The sequence below is a fragment of the Rickettsiella endosymbiont of Miltochrista miniata genome, from assembly GCF_964031245.1.
GTDB lineage: Bacteria > Pseudomonadota > Gammaproteobacteria > Diplorickettsiales > Diplorickettsiaceae > Aquirickettsiella.
In genome coordinates this window covers 1,097,219-1,115,669 of sequence record NZ_OZ035017.1, presented here as the reverse complement: position 1 = coordinate 1,115,669, position 18,451 = coordinate 1,097,219, and the positions used below count along the sequence as shown (strand labels likewise).

General features: G+C 35.9%; 10 protein-coding genes. 5 read left to right on the top strand and 5 right to left on the bottom strand.

Annotated features, from left to right (window positions below; all coding sequences use genetic code 11):
* The first annotated feature begins 159 nt into the window (after positions 1 to 159).
* Both AAHH40_RS05095 and hemH read left to right on the top strand, forming a co-directional pair.
* Positions 160 to 933 carry an ABC transporter permease gene (locus AAHH40_RS05095; RefSeq protein ID WP_342219603.1) on the top strand — a complete coding sequence of 258 codons (774 nt, stop codon included), beginning with the start codon at positions 160 to 162 and terminating at the stop codon, positions 931 to 933.
* Complete coding sequence (hemH, locus tag AAHH40_RS05090) at positions 930 to 1,877, top strand: ferrochelatase (protein ID WP_342219602.1); 948 nt, start codon at positions 930 to 932, stop codon at positions 1,875 to 1,877. Before AAHH40_RS05095 ends, hemH begins: the two co-directional genes overlap by 4 nt.
* Here hemH and AAHH40_RS05085 read toward each other — a convergent pair.
* On the bottom strand, positions 1,810 to 5,538 hold the full coding sequence (locus AAHH40_RS05085) for a hypothetical protein (RefSeq protein ID WP_342219601.1): 3,729 nt from the start codon (positions 5,536 to 5,538) through the stop codon (positions 1,810 to 1,812). The two genes, hemH and AAHH40_RS05085, sit on opposite strands and share 68 nt — an antisense overlap.
* Positions 5,539 to 5,905: 367 nt before the next feature.
* Between AAHH40_RS05085 and AAHH40_RS05080 the strand changes: the two genes are divergently transcribed.
* On the top strand, positions 5,906 to 7,204 hold the full coding sequence (locus AAHH40_RS05080; RefSeq protein ID WP_342219600.1) for a flavohemoglobin expression-modulating QEGLA motif protein: 1,299 nt from the start codon (positions 5,906 to 5,908) through the stop codon (positions 7,202 to 7,204).
* An 84-nt stretch (positions 7,205 to 7,288) separates the two neighbouring features.
* On the opposite strand, the gene AAHH40_RS05075 is transcribed toward AAHH40_RS05080, so the two are convergent.
* The 3 genes from AAHH40_RS05075 to AAHH40_RS05065 all read right to left on the bottom strand — a co-directional run bounded on the left by AAHH40_RS05075 (position 7,289) and on the right by AAHH40_RS05065 (position 13,659).
* Positions 7,289 to 10,705: a hypothetical protein gene (locus AAHH40_RS05075; RefSeq protein ID WP_342219599.1), complete on the bottom strand. Its 3,417-nt coding sequence runs from the start codon at positions 10,703 to 10,705 to the stop codon at positions 7,289 to 7,291.
* Between the two features lie 401 nt (positions 10,706 to 11,106).
* The gene (locus AAHH40_RS05070) at positions 11,107 to 12,351 is read right to left on the bottom strand and encodes a hypothetical protein (protein ID WP_342219598.1); all 1,245 of its coding nucleotides are present in this window, start codon (positions 12,349 to 12,351) and stop codon (positions 11,107 to 11,109) included.
* An 18-nt stretch (positions 12,352 to 12,369) separates the two neighbouring features.
* The gene (locus AAHH40_RS05065) at positions 12,370 to 13,659 is read right to left on the bottom strand and encodes a hypothetical protein (RefSeq protein WP_342219597.1); all 1,290 of its coding nucleotides are present in this window, start codon (positions 13,657 to 13,659) and stop codon (positions 12,370 to 12,372) included.
* Between the two features lie 273 nt (positions 13,660 to 13,932).
* On the opposite strand from AAHH40_RS05065, the gene AAHH40_RS05060 reads away from it, so the two are divergent.
* A complete protein-coding gene (locus AAHH40_RS05060) occupies positions 13,933 to 17,265 on the top strand; it encodes a hypothetical protein (RefSeq protein ID WP_342219596.1) in 3,333 nt (1,110 codons plus the stop codon).
* A 70-nt stretch (positions 17,266 to 17,335) separates the two neighbouring features.
* The gene (locus AAHH40_RS05055) at positions 17,336 to 18,004 is read left to right on the top strand and encodes an endonuclease III domain-containing protein (RefSeq protein ID WP_342219595.1); all 669 of its coding nucleotides are present in this window, start codon (positions 17,336 to 17,338) and stop codon (positions 18,002 to 18,004) included.
* Positions 18,005 to 18,126: 122 nt separating this feature from the next.
* Here the strand turns inward: AAHH40_RS05055 and AAHH40_RS05050 are convergent, their stop codons facing one another.
* The gene (locus AAHH40_RS05050; RefSeq protein ID WP_342219594.1) at positions 18,127 to 18,450 is read right to left on the bottom strand and encodes a DUF3579 domain-containing protein; all 324 of its coding nucleotides are present in this window, start codon (positions 18,448 to 18,450) and stop codon (positions 18,127 to 18,129) included.
* Position 18,451 lies beyond the last annotated feature (1 nt).

The window sequence follows — 18,451 nt, the reverse complement described above, 5'->3', positions numbered from 1 at the left end:
ATATTAATCGTCATTGCGAGCACCGTAGGTGCGCGGCAATCCATGGATGGCCACGCTCATTTCATTCACTCGCCATGACGGAAGCATCAATACTCGAATGTAAAGGGTCTATGAAAGTTATCTAATATTTATAACTGAGATTAAAAAAGATTAATTACCATGCAAGCAAAAGTGTACTGGATCGCGTTTATTAGTTTGTTGCGCAAAGAAATTAAACGTTTTTTGCGTATTTGGGTGCAAACTTTATTGCCACCTTTGGTGACTATGACGCTGTATTTTTTGATCTTTGGTAATTTGATCGGCCAGCGCTTAGGCAATATCGAAGGTTATAGCTATATGCAATATATTGCACCTGGCTTAATTATGATGTCGGTAATTACTGCTGCGTATACCAATGTCGTTACTTCTTTTTTTGGCATGCGTTTTCAACGTAGTATTGAAGAACTGATAGTTGCGCCTTTGCCGAATTATTTATTATTATTGGGGTTTGTCGCTGGAGGTGTAGCACGCGGCTTATTGGTCGGTGTATTAGTAACGATCTTAGCCTTATTTTTTACACAATTACATGTTTACAATATTTTTGTATTGTTGGCGATAGTACCGATGACTACGATCTTATTTTCGCTCGCTGGCTTTACTAATGCCTTGTTTGCTAAGACCTTTGATGATGTATCGATAGTTCCGACGTTTGTGCTAACACCGTTGACTTATTTGGGTGGAATATTTTATTCAATCGATTTACTTCCCAGCTTTTGGCGCCATATATCCTTGTTCAATCCCATTTTATATATAGTGAATAGTTTTCGCTATGGTTTGTTAGGTATTAGCGATATTCCGGTAGTCTCTGCTTTAACCATCATATTTTTAAGTTGTGTGGTGTTATTTTTTATTAATCTGTATTTACTGCACCGCGGGAAAGGCATCCGCACGTGAAATCCGGCCTATTACTGATTAATTTAGGTACTCCGCAAGCGTCAAGCACGCGCGCCGTGCGTGATTATTTAGCTGAATTTTTAAGTGATAGACGCGTCGTGGAGTTGCCAGCTTGGTTTTGGCAGCCGTTGCTTAGATTAGTTATTTTGCCAATACGAGCGCGACGCACGGCGAAGCTGTATCAAAGCATCTGGATGGATGAAGGCTCACCTTTAGCCGTATATACACAGCGTTTAGCTGAAAAAGTACAAGCCAATTTAGGTGATAAATACCAAATAGTGCTGGCTATGCGTTATGGCCAGCCGAGTATTCGAGCCGGACTCAAGCAATTACTCGGCGCAGGTGTATCTTCCATCACAATTTTACCCTTATATCCGCAGTATTCTGCGGCTACTACCGCCAGTTGTTTGGATAAAATCAGTCAATTGTTACGGCAATCGCGGGTTATTCCTAATCTGCGTTTTATTGCATCTTATTTTGATCATCCACTGTATATTCAAGCGCTTGCTAATCAGATTAAAAAATATCGACTAGAACAGAGCGAAAATAATTATTTATTGTTTTCCTTTCATGGTTTACCGCAACGGAATATTGAATTGGGCGAACCTTATCAACAACAATGTTTTACTACTGTACGCTTAATAGCCGAACGCTTGCAGTTATCAGAGCCTGAATTTCAAATCGTATTTCAGTCGCGTTTTGGCGCAGCGAAGTGGTTACAACCGTATTGTGATGTCGTATTACAGGCGCTTCCGGCACGCGGCATAAAGAATGTCACCGTAATCTGTCCAGGATTTGCTGTCGATTGTTTAGAAACCTTGGAAGAGATTTCTAAACGTTATCGAGCGCTATTTTTAGCCGCCGGCGGTGAAAATTTTACTTATATCCCGGCATTAAATGACTCGGCTGAACAGGTGCAACTGTTGTCGAGCTTGGTACACTAAAGAAACTAGAGTGTTTAGCTGAGTAAACTCGAGTTTCTTGATTATTTTTTTGTATTGTCGCAAATTTTGAGAACAATTCTCGTAAATCACCCATGAGTAATGCTTTTTTAACTATTTTATCTGGTTTATTAGTTACTTGGTAAACTAAGAAGTTTCTGATATCTGAAAGCAAAGGATGTTCATTATTTTCTTGTTTAGCAAGCACTGCCATTTTACCTGCCTTAAACATAAAATCTGAAGGGAATTTTACCAAATAATAAACGTTTCCTATTCCAGTTTGGGGTAAAGTTACTTCTTTAATAGAAAATAATTCTGACCAGTGATCAAATCTAACATTATTCCAAGTGATTACTTCTAGACTAGAGCTTGTTAATAAATTGCTATGAGGGTCTGTCAAGCCTAAATTAAGCTGTATTTCAGTTGCTACCAATTGATGCAAGTCAGATTTATTATTCAGCAGTGAAGTTGTCTCAATTCTAAGAATTTTTAAATAGTTACTCACATCAGTGATGTAGGTCCTGAGATTAAATACACCACCATCACAGCGTTTTAGTTCATGCAGGGAATCCATATCATATTCATTATTTATGCTTAAGTTATGTTTTACTTCATCTAAAATATGGTTAGGAAGATTATCATTATTGCTGAACGTAGTGTTCATTTGCTCGAAAAGCGCTAAGTGACTGAGTGCTGCTTTTTTTATGAAATAATAGGCTGCTAATTGACAACGTTCTTTAGACTGCCAATCCGATGAGTAATCCTTGTTAGGGTTGTATACAGATTGATAGCCATTTTTCTCTGCAATAGCGACTACAGCGACTGCCTTTGTGCGGATATCTGCTAATAAACCAAGAGGATCATGAATTATTAATTTTGATTCAGTTTTAGAAGTTATAATTTCAATGATGGCCATGCCTCTTTCATCTGCTAAAGGGAGTAAATCTCTCCTAATTTGACTAGTCTGAATTTCTGATTTTCGTTGGAGCAACAATTGGTTTAATACTTCTTCGCTAGATAATTTTCTGGCAAGGCTACTGTCTGGTGGGACCGATTTAAAAATAGATAGAATATTATTATTTATACTCGTAGTTTGGCAGGCAGCGATGGCATTGTTACGTTTTCTCTCTATTGTGTTTACTAAGTATCCATTTTTTAGCTCTAGATCTTCTTCTGTTTTTTTACTATTTTTTGGAGCCATGGATTTTCTTGCTAGGGCCGATGCTTGGTTATTTTCAGCAGGATTTACTTTTTCAGTCTCAAATTCTAAGCCAGTTAATTTCAATTTATCGATGAATGTTGCCAGTAATCCTTCGAGTAAATCAGGAGCAGCATTATTCGGTAATAAACAAATTTCCAGGTAATTTTTGACAGACTTCTTTATAAAATAATAAGTAGCAAATAGGTCATGCTGTTTGGATTCACATGGTAAGAAAGTAATCTCAGGCTTGGAATTAACATAGCCAGATTTTATTGCATTATTAGTGAGGTCTTTTAGTTTATTTTTTAATAAATTATCTAGGTTATAAACTGATATTTTATCCTTTTGTAAGGATGAACTAGGATAAGTAACAATTTCAATTACAGCCGTTGCTGATTGGGTAGGCAATACAAATAAAAACTTAGAATAAGTATCATTACCAGTAGATTTATTCTTTGATAGGGCTTTTATTAACTGATTTATTGCAGAAAATAAAAACTTATTGTTAGCTGGATCTTGTTCGATTTCAGGCGTAAAAATACTCAAAACTTGGTTAGTTCCGTAAAAAATATTTATTCTCTCGAAAGAGTAGTTATTTTGAGTAAAAATTTTCGATTCAAATTTAAAACCTTTACTATTTAATTTTAAACCAGCAATAAAACTTCCTAACAGCTTTTTAAGTTGAGTTGTATTTTTATCAGCATTAGATTCCTTATCATTGTGAGTTTCAAGATTGCCAGTTTCAGTAAGTGTTAAAGGAATAATCGAACAATTTGCTTCTAAATTTTTATTGATGGGTATCAATCTTTCCTGAGCTTGCAGATGATTGTAAGCATATAGTCCTATTTCAGGATTTTGCATTGTTAATGTGATTAAATTCTTCAGGAAAAAAGCTTGAACTTTAATATCACTTTTATTTTCAAAAAATTTCATTCTATTGGCAGTATTAAGAAATGCATCTAGCTGTGCTGTGTTTTTTGAAGCAAAAGCTCCGGTGACCAATGTTTGGAATTGACTATCAAGATTAAGATCATCTTGTTCAAAAGCATGTTCAACCGCATTTGTATTTAAATTATTCAGGGGAATATTATTATTAGAACCTGTTTCAACATCGTTTTCTTTATTTTTTTCAGTTTTATTAACAATAAGACTAACGACGCTTTGTGTTACCTGGCTGGATAAACCGGCTGTTAGTAGGTTAGATCCTAGAATAACCATTGCTTCAGTTGAGGAATATCCGCCATTAATGAGTAAACCGGTGTTAGCAGCTAGCGGTAATGCATCTAAAGCTTTACTGACTATGGAATCTTTACCCATCGGTTTTTTGTTAAAATAGTAATAAGCTTTATGCCCAGCATAATTTATACCGTTTAAAATTAAACTGCCACCCAATGAATAAGCAGTGGAGTGTAATACCTTGGTTATGGGATCCGATTGTTCAGATTCGTTTTCAACGGTCGATAACATCGCGGGCAGCGTAGCAATGGTCATTGCATTAGCCAACATAACGCCTGCCTGAGCTAAGGGTTTACGCCAGCCATTTAAGCGATCTTTTGAATCATAGTAGTTGTAAATGCTTCCAGTAATCCTATGTACTACACCCGCCACCGCGCCATGTGTCGCAGAAACCCATCCTAAAGAGAATAAATTAGTTAAAGATCCTGTTGGCACGGTTTTATCATGGTTACTGTTTTGCGTTGTATTCAAATTAGGACGCAAGGTAGTTGAGTTTGTGGGCTGCAAAGTTTCTGTGGTGAAGTCAGGTGATAAAGTCGTGTTTACCGGTGGTGTAACAGGCTCAGCTGTAGTTAGTTCTGTACTGGAAAGGGGAGTTTGTGTCGTAGTTGTTTGACTCCAATTGCTAGTATCCGAACAATTTAGCCGTGTAACGCTGCTAGCATTTTTTTCGAGGTCCGAAATAAATTGAACATAGCGATTTACCAGCGCTTGTTTCTGAGGATTTTGGCGATAGACTATTGCAAAAGCTTCTCCAATTTTTTGTAATGGTTCGAATAAGCATTCGGATAGACCATACCGCTGTTGATGATTAACCATTTCATCGGCAAACGTATTAATACTCAGTTTATATCGTTCAATATAAGCGACCGGATCATTCTTTATAATGGATGCTAATTTATTTGGGAAAAAATCCAAATTACGTCCGGTACGGAAGCCATCTATAGCATCGGTCACGTTATAAAGCGTAGGAGCCTCTGTTATGCTCATACCATTTCCAATATCTAAATCGATGTCTATCTCAGCAATGCTAGCTGTATCGTTACTCATGCTAGGCGGAATTGCGGTGCTAATGCTTAATATTTCTTCACTGCTGGTATCTATGCCCTCAGTCGCATTAGTGTTATCTGCAGCTATAATTAGTTCGCTAGAGCTTACTTCAAGAGTCGATGTATCCTCTATTGGAATATTTTCTAGTGTTGTCGAATTTGAAGGGATAGCTGACATAATTCACCTACGAAAATTTAGTTAAAAAAAGCGCTTAAAATCACTAGAAATTTTCGCTATGCAGCTGAAAATTTATGTTTAGCTGATTAATCCCTGGGCCTGTTTAATCCCTGTATTTTTTTTGAACAGCTTGATTGTAGTTTTATAAGCTTAAGGTAAAATTAAATTTTTTATATAAATGAAATTTAATATCAATTATTTGATGAATAAGCATTTAATAAACACTTAAGTTTTGTGCTTAGAGCAAAGTTATGTGCATAATTCAAGCCACATTGGAAATGTAGCAGGATAATTAAGCTAATTTAAGCTAAATATTGGATAGGCGGTCAATGTTTTACGTTAACCGCCGCTAATGGAGTAGCGATGCATGAAAAGTTATGAAAAGGCTTATCGCACACGATTACGTGAATTATCCGATCGTATCGTGCAGGCGCAAGAAGCGATAAAAATTTTGGATAGCATTAAATGGGGATCAGAAATACAAGCGGATTTTTTTAAAAAAAAATGCAAACAATTACCTAAAGTAGATGTCGATTATTATAAAAAAAATAGTTTGGCATTTGATATAGACAAAAAACGCGAAGAATTTCAGAGCTTAGAACGTGATATTAATCGCGAAGTCGGCCAATTGAGTTCGATAGGTAGCATCATGTTGCGTATGTGTCGTGAATATCAGGATGTATTACGCTTATTAAGTGCGCGCGGTAAGCCGGAATTCAGTGCTTTGTCGCAAGAATTGTATGGTAGTGCCGATGATGCTTTTTATGTGAATGCGCCACGCCTAAAAGATTTAGTGCCAATTGTGTCGCAAGCACTGGCGAATATTAAAGATAAAACCCAAAATGAACTCGATGAAAAACGCTATGATAGTCAGCAAGCGGCCGAAATCCTGAATCACCGATTATCACTGTATTTTAAGCATTCAGGCAAAGCAAAAAATTGGGTGATCGTCAGCGATGGTATTGTTGCGGATGCCGCAGCAGGTGCAGAATGGATCAAGATACGCCAAGATGCTTTATTTAGTGAGCGTGATTTACGTATTTTAGAAGTGCATGAAGGTTGGGTGCATATGGGCACGACACTGAATGGCATGCATCAACCGATCTGTACCTTTCTCAGCAAAGGTCCGCCTTCGGCGATTGCGAATCAGGAAGGTCTGGCAATTATTATGGAATTTTTTCATTTTGTTTCCTCGCCGTTACGCATTAAAAAATTGACCGATCGCGTCACGGGTATCGCTATGGCAGAAGAGGGTGCTGATTTTCTGCAAGTGTATAATTTTTTTCTAGAACAAGATCATACGCCGGAAGAAAGTTATAAAAGCAGTGTGCGTATTTTTCGCGGCAGTTTACCGAATTTAGGACCATTCACTAAAGACTTGGTTTACAGTAAAGGTTTTATTTTAATCTATAATTATCTACGTTTAGCCGTTGAACAAGGGCTAGTAGATAGAATTGAATTATTATTCGTCGGTAAAACTAGCTTAGAAGATCAGCGCTTATTAGCGCATTTGCTGGAAGAAGGATTACTGGTAAAACCACATTATATGCCCCATCAATTTCGCGATTTAGCCGCATTAAGTTGTTGGATGTGTTATTCGTTATTTTTTAATCAACTCGATCTGAATAAATTGGCGATTGATTATCGTAATATTTTACAGGGCTAACTGATAAACGAAAAAAAGCCTGCAGAAGCAGGCTTTTTTATTTAGTTTAAGGACTTAACTTGCCTAAATAGGATAACGTTATCTTTAAACTCGATAAGTAGTCCCATTTAGCAATGGAGTTTCTTGCTGAGGATCGATAGGGTTGTATGCACTATTGCCGGATTTATCAGACTCATCTGAGGCAGTAGAAGTTCTGGAATTATCACTATCGCCACTAAATGTAAAACGACGATTATTAGCAGCAAATAGAGAAGTTTTTGGTTCGACACTTTTCTTTTGTCTCAGAAGAGTGCTGGTTATATTCCCCCCATTTAAGAGATTTGCTTTTATTTCACCACGTTTTTCTCCTTGATAGGCGGCATCGGCTGTATTATATGCGCTTACAAAGCCTCTTACTGGGGATAATAATGTATCTAAGGATGCATGCATCTCTTCTAATGTTTGTAATGTGCCTGAGTCAAAATTTTCTGTTCGTCCTTCGACAAAACCATATAATTTACTTAAAGCATCGCGTAAATTATTATTTCCCTTTGTTGTTTCATAAAAACCTTGCATAAGTTTAAATACATTACCAGTTTCTCCTATGACCTTATTGTATACAGCGAAATCGGTGTAAACTCGGCAAGCTTCATCATGATTTTTATCCATTAATCGTTCATGAAGAATATTTACCATATTAAACGGTTCTTTCAGCAGTTCTAAAACATGGTTTTTATCTGTAATACTTTTTTCATATTCATTTATTACATTCTTATTGTTGGACTTAACCTTAGATAGCTCGTCACTATCTCTACTTTTTTGTAATAAAGAAATAAATTTTTCTAGTGAAGTCTTAAGCTTTCGTGAATTTTTTCTTACGCTTTCAAGATTTTCCTCGGTTAAATACTTGAATGTTCTTGCAGGCTCAGTTTTTTTAGTATTAATTTCAAGTTCTTCATTATTACTTTCTGTTGTCAAATTTTCCATTTCAACAATATTTCTATTTACTTCTATATCAGATTTTTGATTATTTCTTGCAGAAAAAAATCGATTAAAACCTGCTAACCCGATAGAGCTTACTACGTAAGCTGTTCCAGTGTGTATTCCCGTTAGTATTGGATTCCGGCTAAAACTCCATAAACTACTAAGTGTAGGGATACTTTGTATTAGACTTTTAAGTGTGGATTGTTTAGATAAATAATTTTCACTAAGATAATTTAGCAACTGCAATCCAGTGCTCAAAGTTAAGCTGGTAAAAAAAGCAGGTAGCATTTCCTGTGTCATCAGGTCCCACTGTGCTTGCGCTTTCTCTTCATTACCTTCAGCAACGAGTTGGTTTAATGTAAACAACATTAACGGGAAAGTTGCCATGTAACTTGCTTGGAGAATTCCACCCGCCAAACTAAGTGATATCGCTGAAATTATTGATTCGCCATGTCCTTTGCTGCGTAACCAGATGGACATAGCTTGAGTCATTAGATTAAGTAAACCACTACCAAAACTGTGCGCAGCGGTTGAGCCGATTTCAGTTGCAGAAGGAAGTTTAGAACCTAAATCCTGTGTAATGGCGGTAATGATTTCAGTTGTAGAAGGAGTTTCTGGAAAAGAAATTGGAGAGAAAGTGGATATTTCTTGGTAGCCGACAGTCTGGTTAATTGCAGGTGCAACGGTGGTATTTACTTGTGGAGCTGATGTGGTGGTTGTAGTGCTTGTTGTATTGTTTGTGATTACTTCAGGAATTAGTGTTGTGGGAGGTGTGGTATCATCTTCCATTTCCATCGTTCCGTTAGAAGCTATAAACTCATGACAATCACTTAGATTAAATAATTTTTTGCAGTCACTAGTGATTTGGCTGGCATCTTTATCATGATATTGATTCAGAAAAGTCCATGCTATTCCTTTTAATTCATCTTCTGTGACTTGGTTGGTCGCATTTTTAAGAATAGCTTGAACATTTTTTAAAGTTGATTCAGCATCTGAAAGCTTTCCAGTTTTAAATAATCTGCGCGCCATAGTCCCTAAATTTTTACTAAATTGATTTAACGCAGTAAAGGAGTCACAAATTTCTAAGTTTAGGCAAGCTTCGCTCAGTTCTTTAACGATAGTATTTATCTCTTGATTATACTGATTTATAACCGAATTAATATTATTTATTGAATGCAGAATAGCCGAAAAAATTCTTAATGTGGTATTAATATCCGTATTATGTGAAGCACTATAAGCATTATAATTTTTTAATAAAATTTTTACTTCATCTGCACATGCACTTAGAACTGGCCATAAATGGAAATCATGATTGGCTATAGACGGATTTTTTAACATTGTTAAAAATAAAGATAATGCTTTATTTAAAATTTTTGGCCTAATGTTACCTTCGGAAAAAACGCCCTTTAAATGAATTAATAGTCTGGATAACTTGCTAACAACATTAGCTGATAAATCTTGATTCTGTTCATTATCTATACTTAGACTTTTTTTAAAATAATCAAGAAGGTTGGATAGTTTGTTGTTTTTATTTTTGGTTATGCTGAAATATTTTAGACGTTCTAATATGCTATTCTCAGAACCAAATAAAAACTGTTCTAATATCTTAGAACTTTCAGTAGAATTAATTGGAGAATGGCCTTGAGTAATAAGTTCAAATTGTTGATTAACTTCTGGAACATACGGATAGCATTCAGTGGTATTGAAAAGTTGCTGGCAAACATTTTCAATATCTGAATAACCCTGATGATATTGACTTAAAAAATTAAACCTTATGCTGCTTAATTCCGTGGGCGTAACTTTTATTGTAGCTTCATTTATCAGATCTTTTACAGAAGCTTCAATATCATGATAAGGTTCGTCGTTGTTTCTTAGCTTTAAAATCAGATTACCAGCGCCTTTAACAAAACTGTTTAAAAGATTAGTAATATCGTAATTATATGCGTTAGTTTGATTCGTTACTATTGAATCTTGGGCATTAGGCGCCATTTTTATAATGGATTTAAGCAAATTTTTTGAATAGGTAAACGCATTTTCACCACTGAAAAAGTTTGCTTCTATAGTCATAAAATCGGGAATTTGAAAAAATTCCTCTTCAAAGGAAAAATAACTATTGATTGTTTTTGCATCGTTTTCAGCGAAAGTATCATTAACAGTTGAAAATTTTTTGGTATATAAGACGATAAAATCGGATTGAAGTTGTAGTAATTTTTGAGTAGTAGCTTCTGAGATTTGATGATTTTGTGAAGAAATATAATCTCTGCAAAAATTCCAAACATTCTTAAGCTCATCTTTTTTAACTAAAAGCTCTAAAAATTTTATTTTTACAATTGGTTTGGTATTATGAAGGATGCAATTAGGATCATACGGTGAGGAATTTTCTTTGCAAGTAGACTCTTCAAGTAAAAAATCTGATAAAAATTGATTAAAATCAATGGTGTCGAGATATTGAGAATAGTTTCCTTTAAGAATATCTGAAAAAATTTCGTCTGGAATATTTGTTGCTTTAGAAGTTGTTCTTTTAGGAATAGCTGGCATTAAACACCTACAAAAAAAATTAAAAAATGATCTTCATCGTAGGTTGCGAAGCTTAAGGAATCCTTAACAAAAAAATCGATTTATTTTTTATATAAAGATATAAAATGTAATAAATAGTTTTGATTTATGCAAAAATTAACAGGCTTTTTATAAATTGAATTAAACAGATTATTGAAAAAAGTAAAAAAACACCATCATGGCAAGCGAATGTCTAGATTGCCACGCGCTGCGCGCTCGCAATGACGAGGATTTGCTGCGGTGCTCGCAATGACGAGGGTTTGCTGCGATGCTCGCAATGACGATCAATATTCTATGCGCTCGCAATGACAATCAATATTCTGCGCGCTCGCAATGGCGATCAATATTCTGTGCCTCGTAATGACGAGATAGACTAACTATTCTTAAAACCTCAAACGACTGGTCGCGGTCAAATTAGAAGTGTCATCTTCACAAGTATCGCTTACTAGTATCCCTTTTCCTTGATTTAGAACGAGGAATCTCTGATTTTCATAGTGATCGCGGTTTCTGTCGGGAAGAGCAGGAGCCGAATTGATAACAGGGTGATTAGGAATCAAATACCCATCTTCGCATACTTCATTAATCTTTTCATAAACGGGTGCCGCATTATTTGATGAGATAGCACCATTATTATAAAATGGTGTTTCATTTGTGGATGACGATGAGGAAGTGGTTTCTGCCATGTTAGAACGTAAGCCTAACTCAATATCGGTATTTTGTACCGCATTGCGTTGCTTAGAAAAAAAGTTCCATCCGGTTTGTATCGCAGTGGTAACTAGTCCGGCTGTAGCAACGTTAGTGCCGATAATAGCAGCAGTTTCTGTTAAACTGTTTCCGTCTTGGGCTAATAAACAGACATTTCCCGCAAGCGGTAAAGCATTTAAAAAACCTTTAACAAGTTTATTTTCTATAGCTTTTGCAAAGTAATTTATGCCACTGACTATCGCATAGGTACTGGAGCTGCTAGCCAAAGACATTGCAAAGGATTGCCACATTTTTTCTATCCTTGTCTCATCTGACGCATGCGAATTTTCCATAGCTGAAACTATCGATGCATAGGAAGCAATCACCAGTGAATTGAAAACAGCTGATCCTGCCGTGAGTAATCTACGTTGAGTCTGCGTATAGCCTTTGCTCTTAGCGGATTCTAAAGCAATGGCAGTGACAGCATGTGATGTGCCAGCGACAGCTCCGTGACCCGCTGCGGCGGCCATTTTAGAGGCTAAGTTAAACGGTGTGCGTGCCTCGATGTTTAATGTGGTTTCGCAACTTTCTTTTAGTCTAGTTTGATTTATATTATCGAGGGGATTATAAAAAGTTTCTAGATCATGCAGCGCTTTTGAAAATTTAATAAACTCAGGGCTATTTGGCGTGGTTTGATTAGTATTGCTACTATCAAAATTTTCAGGACAGAGCGCGGATAGAAATTTAGAATGCAGCGAAATTAGCTTTTCTAAAGTATCTTCTGATAACGTATGCACTCTTATATTGTTGGTGATATATTCCAAAATCGTGCTGAGTTGACTTTCAGTTTTACCCTTTAATGATTCATCCTTTAATAGTGTATCTAATGTACTTTGGAAAAAATCTTTTGAATTAGTTTCAATGATTGGATTTATTGTTTTCATGGTGTACCTCAGTATTAGTTAATTGCGTGATAGTTGCGCGATGGCTACCGCGGATGTATTAGGAATATTTTCTGAACTAGAAATGTGGGTCTTAAAAAGCATGCTGCTATATTTCACCGAGTTAAACGGTAAATATCCGTTTGCTTCCTTCGGGGCAGGATTACCTATAGCTAATGTTGTGGTTGAATCTTGTTGAGTTGATGCAGCGATTTTTTGTTTAACACTGGTTAAGTGTATTTTTGAATCTACTACGATATCCATTTCGAATTCATTCGTATTAGCTACGCTATCCAGTTGCATCCCATCACTCACGTTTGTATTGCTCACCGCAGTGGATGATAAAGGAAAGCAACTGAGTATTTTCCGTGTTGCATTACTAGGAATAGCCGCACCTAAAAGCGTAACCATGGCAATGGATAAGCCTTCTAAGAAACTGTCGTTTCCGTAGGCTGTTATAAATAAACAGCCAAAAAGCGGTAAATTTTGTAACAATGATTTAAGCATTGCGTTGGTGTTTAAAAAGTCATTTAAACGCCCAAGATAACGAGGCGTATTTTTTAGCAAATGCAAAGCTAAGGTTGCCATAAAGACGAACGTTAGTTTTTGTACATTTTCTGAATTAACCTGCGGATCTATTTGATCGTTATCTAGCGTGGTTACAATAGAATAAATCAACGGAAGGGCGGAGACGCCAACCGTAGTGGCCAAAGCCAATGCAATGGTTAACAATCCAAGCGTGCGAGGAGTGCAGTCATATCTTTTAGCGATATGCAATACCACTTGACTTGCACCATCTAAGAACCCGATTCCAAATCCAAACCCAAATGCAGTGCCTAATTTCGCTGGCAAGGAAAAGTCGGTATTCCCAGTAAGAGTGATCTCATTGCTTATATCGTCGCTAATAGTGGTATTAAAAAGCGTGGGATTAGAAACAGTGGGTCTATTATCACTGAATTCACTAGTGATATTAGCCAGACGCGCATCGATACTTGGGATATCGTTTGGACAATTTAATGGGGTAGTGTTGAGCGTATTATTTTTTAAACTGGATAGAAAAGTAAAGTAATCCTTAGTATCTCCCGATGCTGAAAAAGGGCCCTTGAGCTTATCTAACTGCTCTAAACTGCATACCGGTGTTCCATAATGAGCGATATGATCTTTTAAATATTGTATAAAATTTGCAAGAATAATGCCTGATTTTTTAAGATAAGTAACCGGATCATTTTTCAATATTATCGCTAATTCTCTTTGCAAACTAAGATGTGCTTTTGCAGATTCTAAGGCTGTATAAGGATTTAGAGCTGGCATATTACACCTACAAAAAAAATTTAATTAAAAGACGGCTAGTACGTCGTTTCCCGCGCTAAAGACCTCTAACGTCGGGCATATTTCGCACGCACGCACTTTTTCTGCTGGGATTCTAACTTTATATAATTAAGGAAACATTAAATTTTTTATTAAAAATTAATTTGTTATCAATTTTTTTAATACATAGCTCAAGCTTAAGAAATCCTTAAGATTCGCTATCTATGATCCATGGACACTTAAGTCCTGTAATTTTTATTCTTTAGAGAGAAATCAATGCCAGCAATAATAAAAAAAGCGGCAGGGAAGCAATTAGAAAAAGTTTTACAGGATGTTTTAAATACTGAGCCGAATGAATGGAAATATTTTTTTGAACCGCACAGAATTAAGGAAGTACTTGAAAAACTAGCGAATCAAATTAAAAGTAATAATTTTTTCACAAAAGATTATTCAATTAATACATTTTTAGATTTCTTAAAAGCTTATGTAAAATCAGAATTTACAATCGATAAATTAAAAACCATCGATAATGATATTTTACAAAATTTAAACAAAATTTTTCGGGATTCTAAAGATATAATTATTGCGCAAAGTTTTTTTAATGAAGCACAAATAATTATAGTTACCAATTATTTAAGTTTTTTTAAATTATTTTTAGAATGGAATAATAGAGATTTATTAGAAAATAATCGTATAAATTTGCATGCGGATGATTTGAAGCAAGTAGCGATTAAAGTAGTTGAAAATAATAACGGCACGACGCATGACTTTGTTGCAACCTATATTTCTACATTAAAACTTAGCTTTGATAGCATGATTTTTTTACAGGATTATCAAAATGCTAATCAAGGGGTTGTTTCTATAGCAAAAAGTTTATTTTTGCAAAAAGATATTAATATTAATCTTGTTATAACCCAATTCTTCGGGTTTTTTGCTTATGAGTCTACCTTAATAGAGTATTATAAAAATAAATTATCTCTTTCGGATGTTCAGCCCTGGCAAGAAAATATAATTCTTGCTGCAACGGATTTACAGCAATATTTTTTTGATCATATAGATAGCAGAGATGATATTTCTAAACAAGCATTAAAATATTATTTTTTTAAATATTTTTTGGAAGAAGCTAACATACTAAGTCCACTTAAAGATCGCTATGCGAGCTATTTATCCTATTATTCGGATAAAAATTTTAATCCTTTGCCTTATATTTACGAGTGTCCTACTTTAGGATTAAATAAATTTTTAATACAGCATGCTGGTTTAGATAAGAATAAATTGGAAATCGTGTGTCAAGCGAAAGCTTGTGCCGATGGTAACTATGACCAATGGCTAAAAAGAACGGGTATTAGTCAAAATCTACCCGTGGTTAGTCACTATACGTGTTATATTTTTAGTAACGAAAGTAGTTATGAAAGTGATATTTATCGTTTTGTAAATTTTGAACCTATGAGCACCGCTTTTTTTATTGGTGCACTGAGAAATGCTACGCATGCGATTGGCAAGGCTTACGTGCAATATAGGTCTGATCCAAGCAGTTGGTGGGTAGTGTCTGCGCATGAGTATAATCATTTTATTAATTTTATAAAATTTGGTTATATCCCTCGAAGTTTTGATGAGGGACTGTCTTATAGGCTCATATTGGATGTCTGTTTTGACGCAGGTTTTCAATTTTGGCTAAGAGAAAATCGTAATAATTATACTTCTTTAGATTTGCTATCGAGTCAAGAATTTATCGGTTATAACCCTTCCTCCTTATTCATGTCTTATTTTGTAGATACTAATCCCCCTGGCTTTGCAAAAATATTGGAATCATATCAAAAACGCGATTCATCCATTCCTTTGCAAATTACACACTTAATCCAACAGGATAAGGGTTATTTACCGTGGTTAGATTCCTATCAAAAGCATTGTTTCAATCATACATTTAGAGCTTTAGGCGCAGGAGATAATTATTGTCCAGATTTGTTGCAAGCAAATTTGATGAAAAAAAAATATACTGAAAACTTATCAACTGGAAAGACATCTATGCCTACGGTTTTTAGAAAAAATCATCACTCGCTTATGTATCCAACAACCAGTATGCATAGAAACCCTAAGTCAACGCTGGGATTTTTGGCAAAAAAACCTAGCGCTGATGAAATGGGAAGAAAATTAATATTTGCCATCAGCAATGACAATTTAGTCGAATTTAAACAATTATTGAGAGAGGGTGCAAATCCTAATTATTACGAAGATGGAAAAACCATATTACACTTTCTTTATTTTTATGGTAAGTGTGATACACAGTATTTAGAATCACTGCTTATACACGGCGCTAAAATAAGCAATAAAGAAGATCTTTTACACTATGCTATGGGTGAAAAACATTGTAACGCGACTCAGTTAGAAGCTATAAAATCTATTTTTGGTAAATTTACACCCGCTAAGCTCGAAGAAACGGGATTGATTCCTTATCAACAAAAAAAATTAACGATCACCATCAGTATACCGATATCTGCATTTGTCAGTGGGGTCATCGCGGGCGGATGGGAAGAAGTTACAAAACGTAATAGCGGGCAATACCCATGCTTACCGAATATCATTTTTTATGGTTTAGAACCAGCTTCTTTGGCGATGGGGAGCGCAGCTATGAATTCTCTATTAGTGGGATCCGCAACATTTATAGGTTTAGAAGATGCATGGTTGAGCTTTGCTTATTACTTAGGAATGAATTATCTAGGATTGATGCTGGCGCAATTAGGAGAGAAAGCGACTAAAAAAATACAAAATAAACTCTTGAATATTTTAATGCCGATACTGTTGTACACTTTTTTTATAAATCCAAGCTTGCTGATTACTCTGTTAAATGAAGGTTTTGGAATAGAAATTTTGCAGGCAGTTATGATGCCTCTCTTTAGTATATTAAGCAGTGGAATACTTTTCAAAGCCGGCGAATATGGCACACAAAAAGCTATTGGGAAATTTTTCCCAGTAAATTCAGCCCTGACTGATACAAATAAAAGCTATATTCGATATGAAATGGGTGACATAAACGAAGAGTCTAAAGAAGAATCTATTTGGGATGAAAAGTTAGGAAATTTTAAAAATAACTACGCTAATTTAAAGGTTCTTTTTGTACCGCTATTGAAAACTTCAGCTCATAAATTAATTTTTAGTAAAAATTTAAATTTGCTAGAAAAATTTTCTGAAGTAGAGACTATTAAACAAATTGATAACAATCCAGATGATTTTAAAAAGGCTTTTAGTGCTTTAGAACGAATCAAAGAAGATTTATCTAATTTAGATAAAGCACCTAATAAGAAAAATATTTTGGCAGAAATAACTAACAATCTTATGCCTACAATGAATGCAATTAGACCTTCACAGCAAGTTATTAATGCTCGTGGTGGCTTGGCTCAGAATAAAGGGGTGGTCACTATTGTTGAGGAACAGCGCGCTCCATTAATGGCCTCTTTTACTAAAGAAGCCCCTCGCTATACTCGGACGCCCACTTCAAAGTTAACGGGAATTTCTTCTATATTTAAACCAACTGATTTCCCAGCTCCTCATACCGAGCAAGAATTGCGGGAAATGGAGAGAGATATGAATAGTAAGTGCTATCCGGCCTAATTCTCCCTAGAGTTTTGAGGAGTATCGCTTATTGTCTGCCTTCAGCATACAATAGCTACTTTTTCAAGCGATGTCGGTTAACCAACAAAAACTGCTTAATATCTATGAGTGCCTGCTGAATAGGTACGGCCGCCAGAAATGGTGGCCGGCAGACAGCCCTTTCGAGGTTATGATCGGCGCTATACTCACGCAAAATACCAATTGGTCGAATGTAGAAAAAGCCTTAGCTCTTTTAAAAGGGCAAGTGAGTTTAACACCCGAGGCGTTACTAAGCTTATCAACCGCCGACTTAGAAATCTGTTTGAAACCGAGTGGATATTTTCGGATTAAGACACAGCGTTTACAGAATTATTGCCATTGGTATTTAGCGAAGGGTAATTACAGCGGCTTAGATCAATTAAGCACAACCGATTTGCGTGAGCAATTACTCAGCGTGAAGGGCATTGGTCCTGAAACAGCCGATGATATCTTATTGTATGCCTTTAGTCGGCCGGTGTTTGTGATTGATGCCTATACGCGACGTTTATTACAACGCTTAGGTTTGATTCAAGGTCAGGAAAAGTATGAGTATTGTCGACAGTTATTTGAAACACAGCTAGCAAAAAGTGTGGATCTCTATAAGCAATATCATGCATTGATAGTCATGCATGCCAAACAGCATTGTCGGAAAAATAAACCGGTTTGCCATTCTTGCCAACTAGCGCAGGATTGTTTATCAAAACAAAAATCAGATGTATAGCTTAGGAAAAATCACCGTCATGGCGAGCGAATGGAATGAGCGTGGCCATCCCTGGATTGCCACGCACCTTACGGTGCTCGCAATGACGTTTAATATTTTACGCGCTCGCAATGACGAGGGAATTACTCTGTTGCTTCAGCTTCTGTATAAGATTCGTGGATTTTTAAACGATTTTCGCCGGCAAATTTCATAATACAGTCAAAAATATCTGGATTGGTTTCTTTGAGCTTGGGGTCGAGGACTAAGCATTTGGTGCGGCTTTCCTGGTCGATCATCGGTCGTAGCTGCGGGGAATACACCATGCGCCGATTAGTAAAACTGGCCAAACAACCGCACATACGTTCAGCCCAATCACTAGGTCTGAATTTTTCGCCAGTTTCGGTGACTCCTTCTATCAGAATGAGTTTTTCTCTTTGGCTTTTATGTGTGATGGTGTTTTCTAACATA

Excerpts from the sequence above, each read along its gene's own strand:
- AAHH40_RS05095 (WP_342219603.1), top strand. The coding sequence starts at position 160 with ATGCAAGCAAAAGTGTACTGGATCGCGTTTATTAGTTTGTTGCGCAAA.
- AAHH40_RS05085 (WP_342219601.1), bottom strand. The coding sequence starts at position 5,538 with ATGTCAGCTATCCCTTCAAATTCGACAACACTAGAAAATATTCCAATA.
- AAHH40_RS05080 (WP_342219600.1), top strand. The coding sequence starts at position 5,906 with ATGAAAAGTTATGAAAAGGCTTATCGCACACGATTACGTGAATTATCC.
- AAHH40_RS05075 (WP_342219599.1), bottom strand. The coding sequence starts at position 10,705 with ATGCCAGCTATTCCTAAAAGAACAACTTCTAAAGCAACAAATATTCCA.
- AAHH40_RS05070 (WP_342219598.1), bottom strand. The coding sequence starts at position 12,351 with ATGAAAACAATAAATCCAATCATTGAAACTAATTCAAAAGATTTTTTC.
- AAHH40_RS05065 (WP_342219597.1), bottom strand. The coding sequence starts at position 13,659 with ATGCCAGCTCTAAATCCTTATACAGCCTTAGAATCTGCAAAAGCACAT.
- AAHH40_RS05060 (WP_342219596.1), top strand. The coding sequence starts at position 13,933 with ATGCCAGCAATAATAAAAAAAGCGGCAGGGAAGCAATTAGAAAAAGTT.
- AAHH40_RS05055 (WP_342219595.1), top strand. The coding sequence starts at position 17,336 with ATGTCGGTTAACCAACAAAAACTGCTTAATATCTATGAGTGCCTGCTG.
- AAHH40_RS05050 (WP_342219594.1), bottom strand. The coding sequence starts at position 18,450 with ATGTTAGAAAACACCATCACACATAAAAGCCAAAGAGAAAAACTCATT.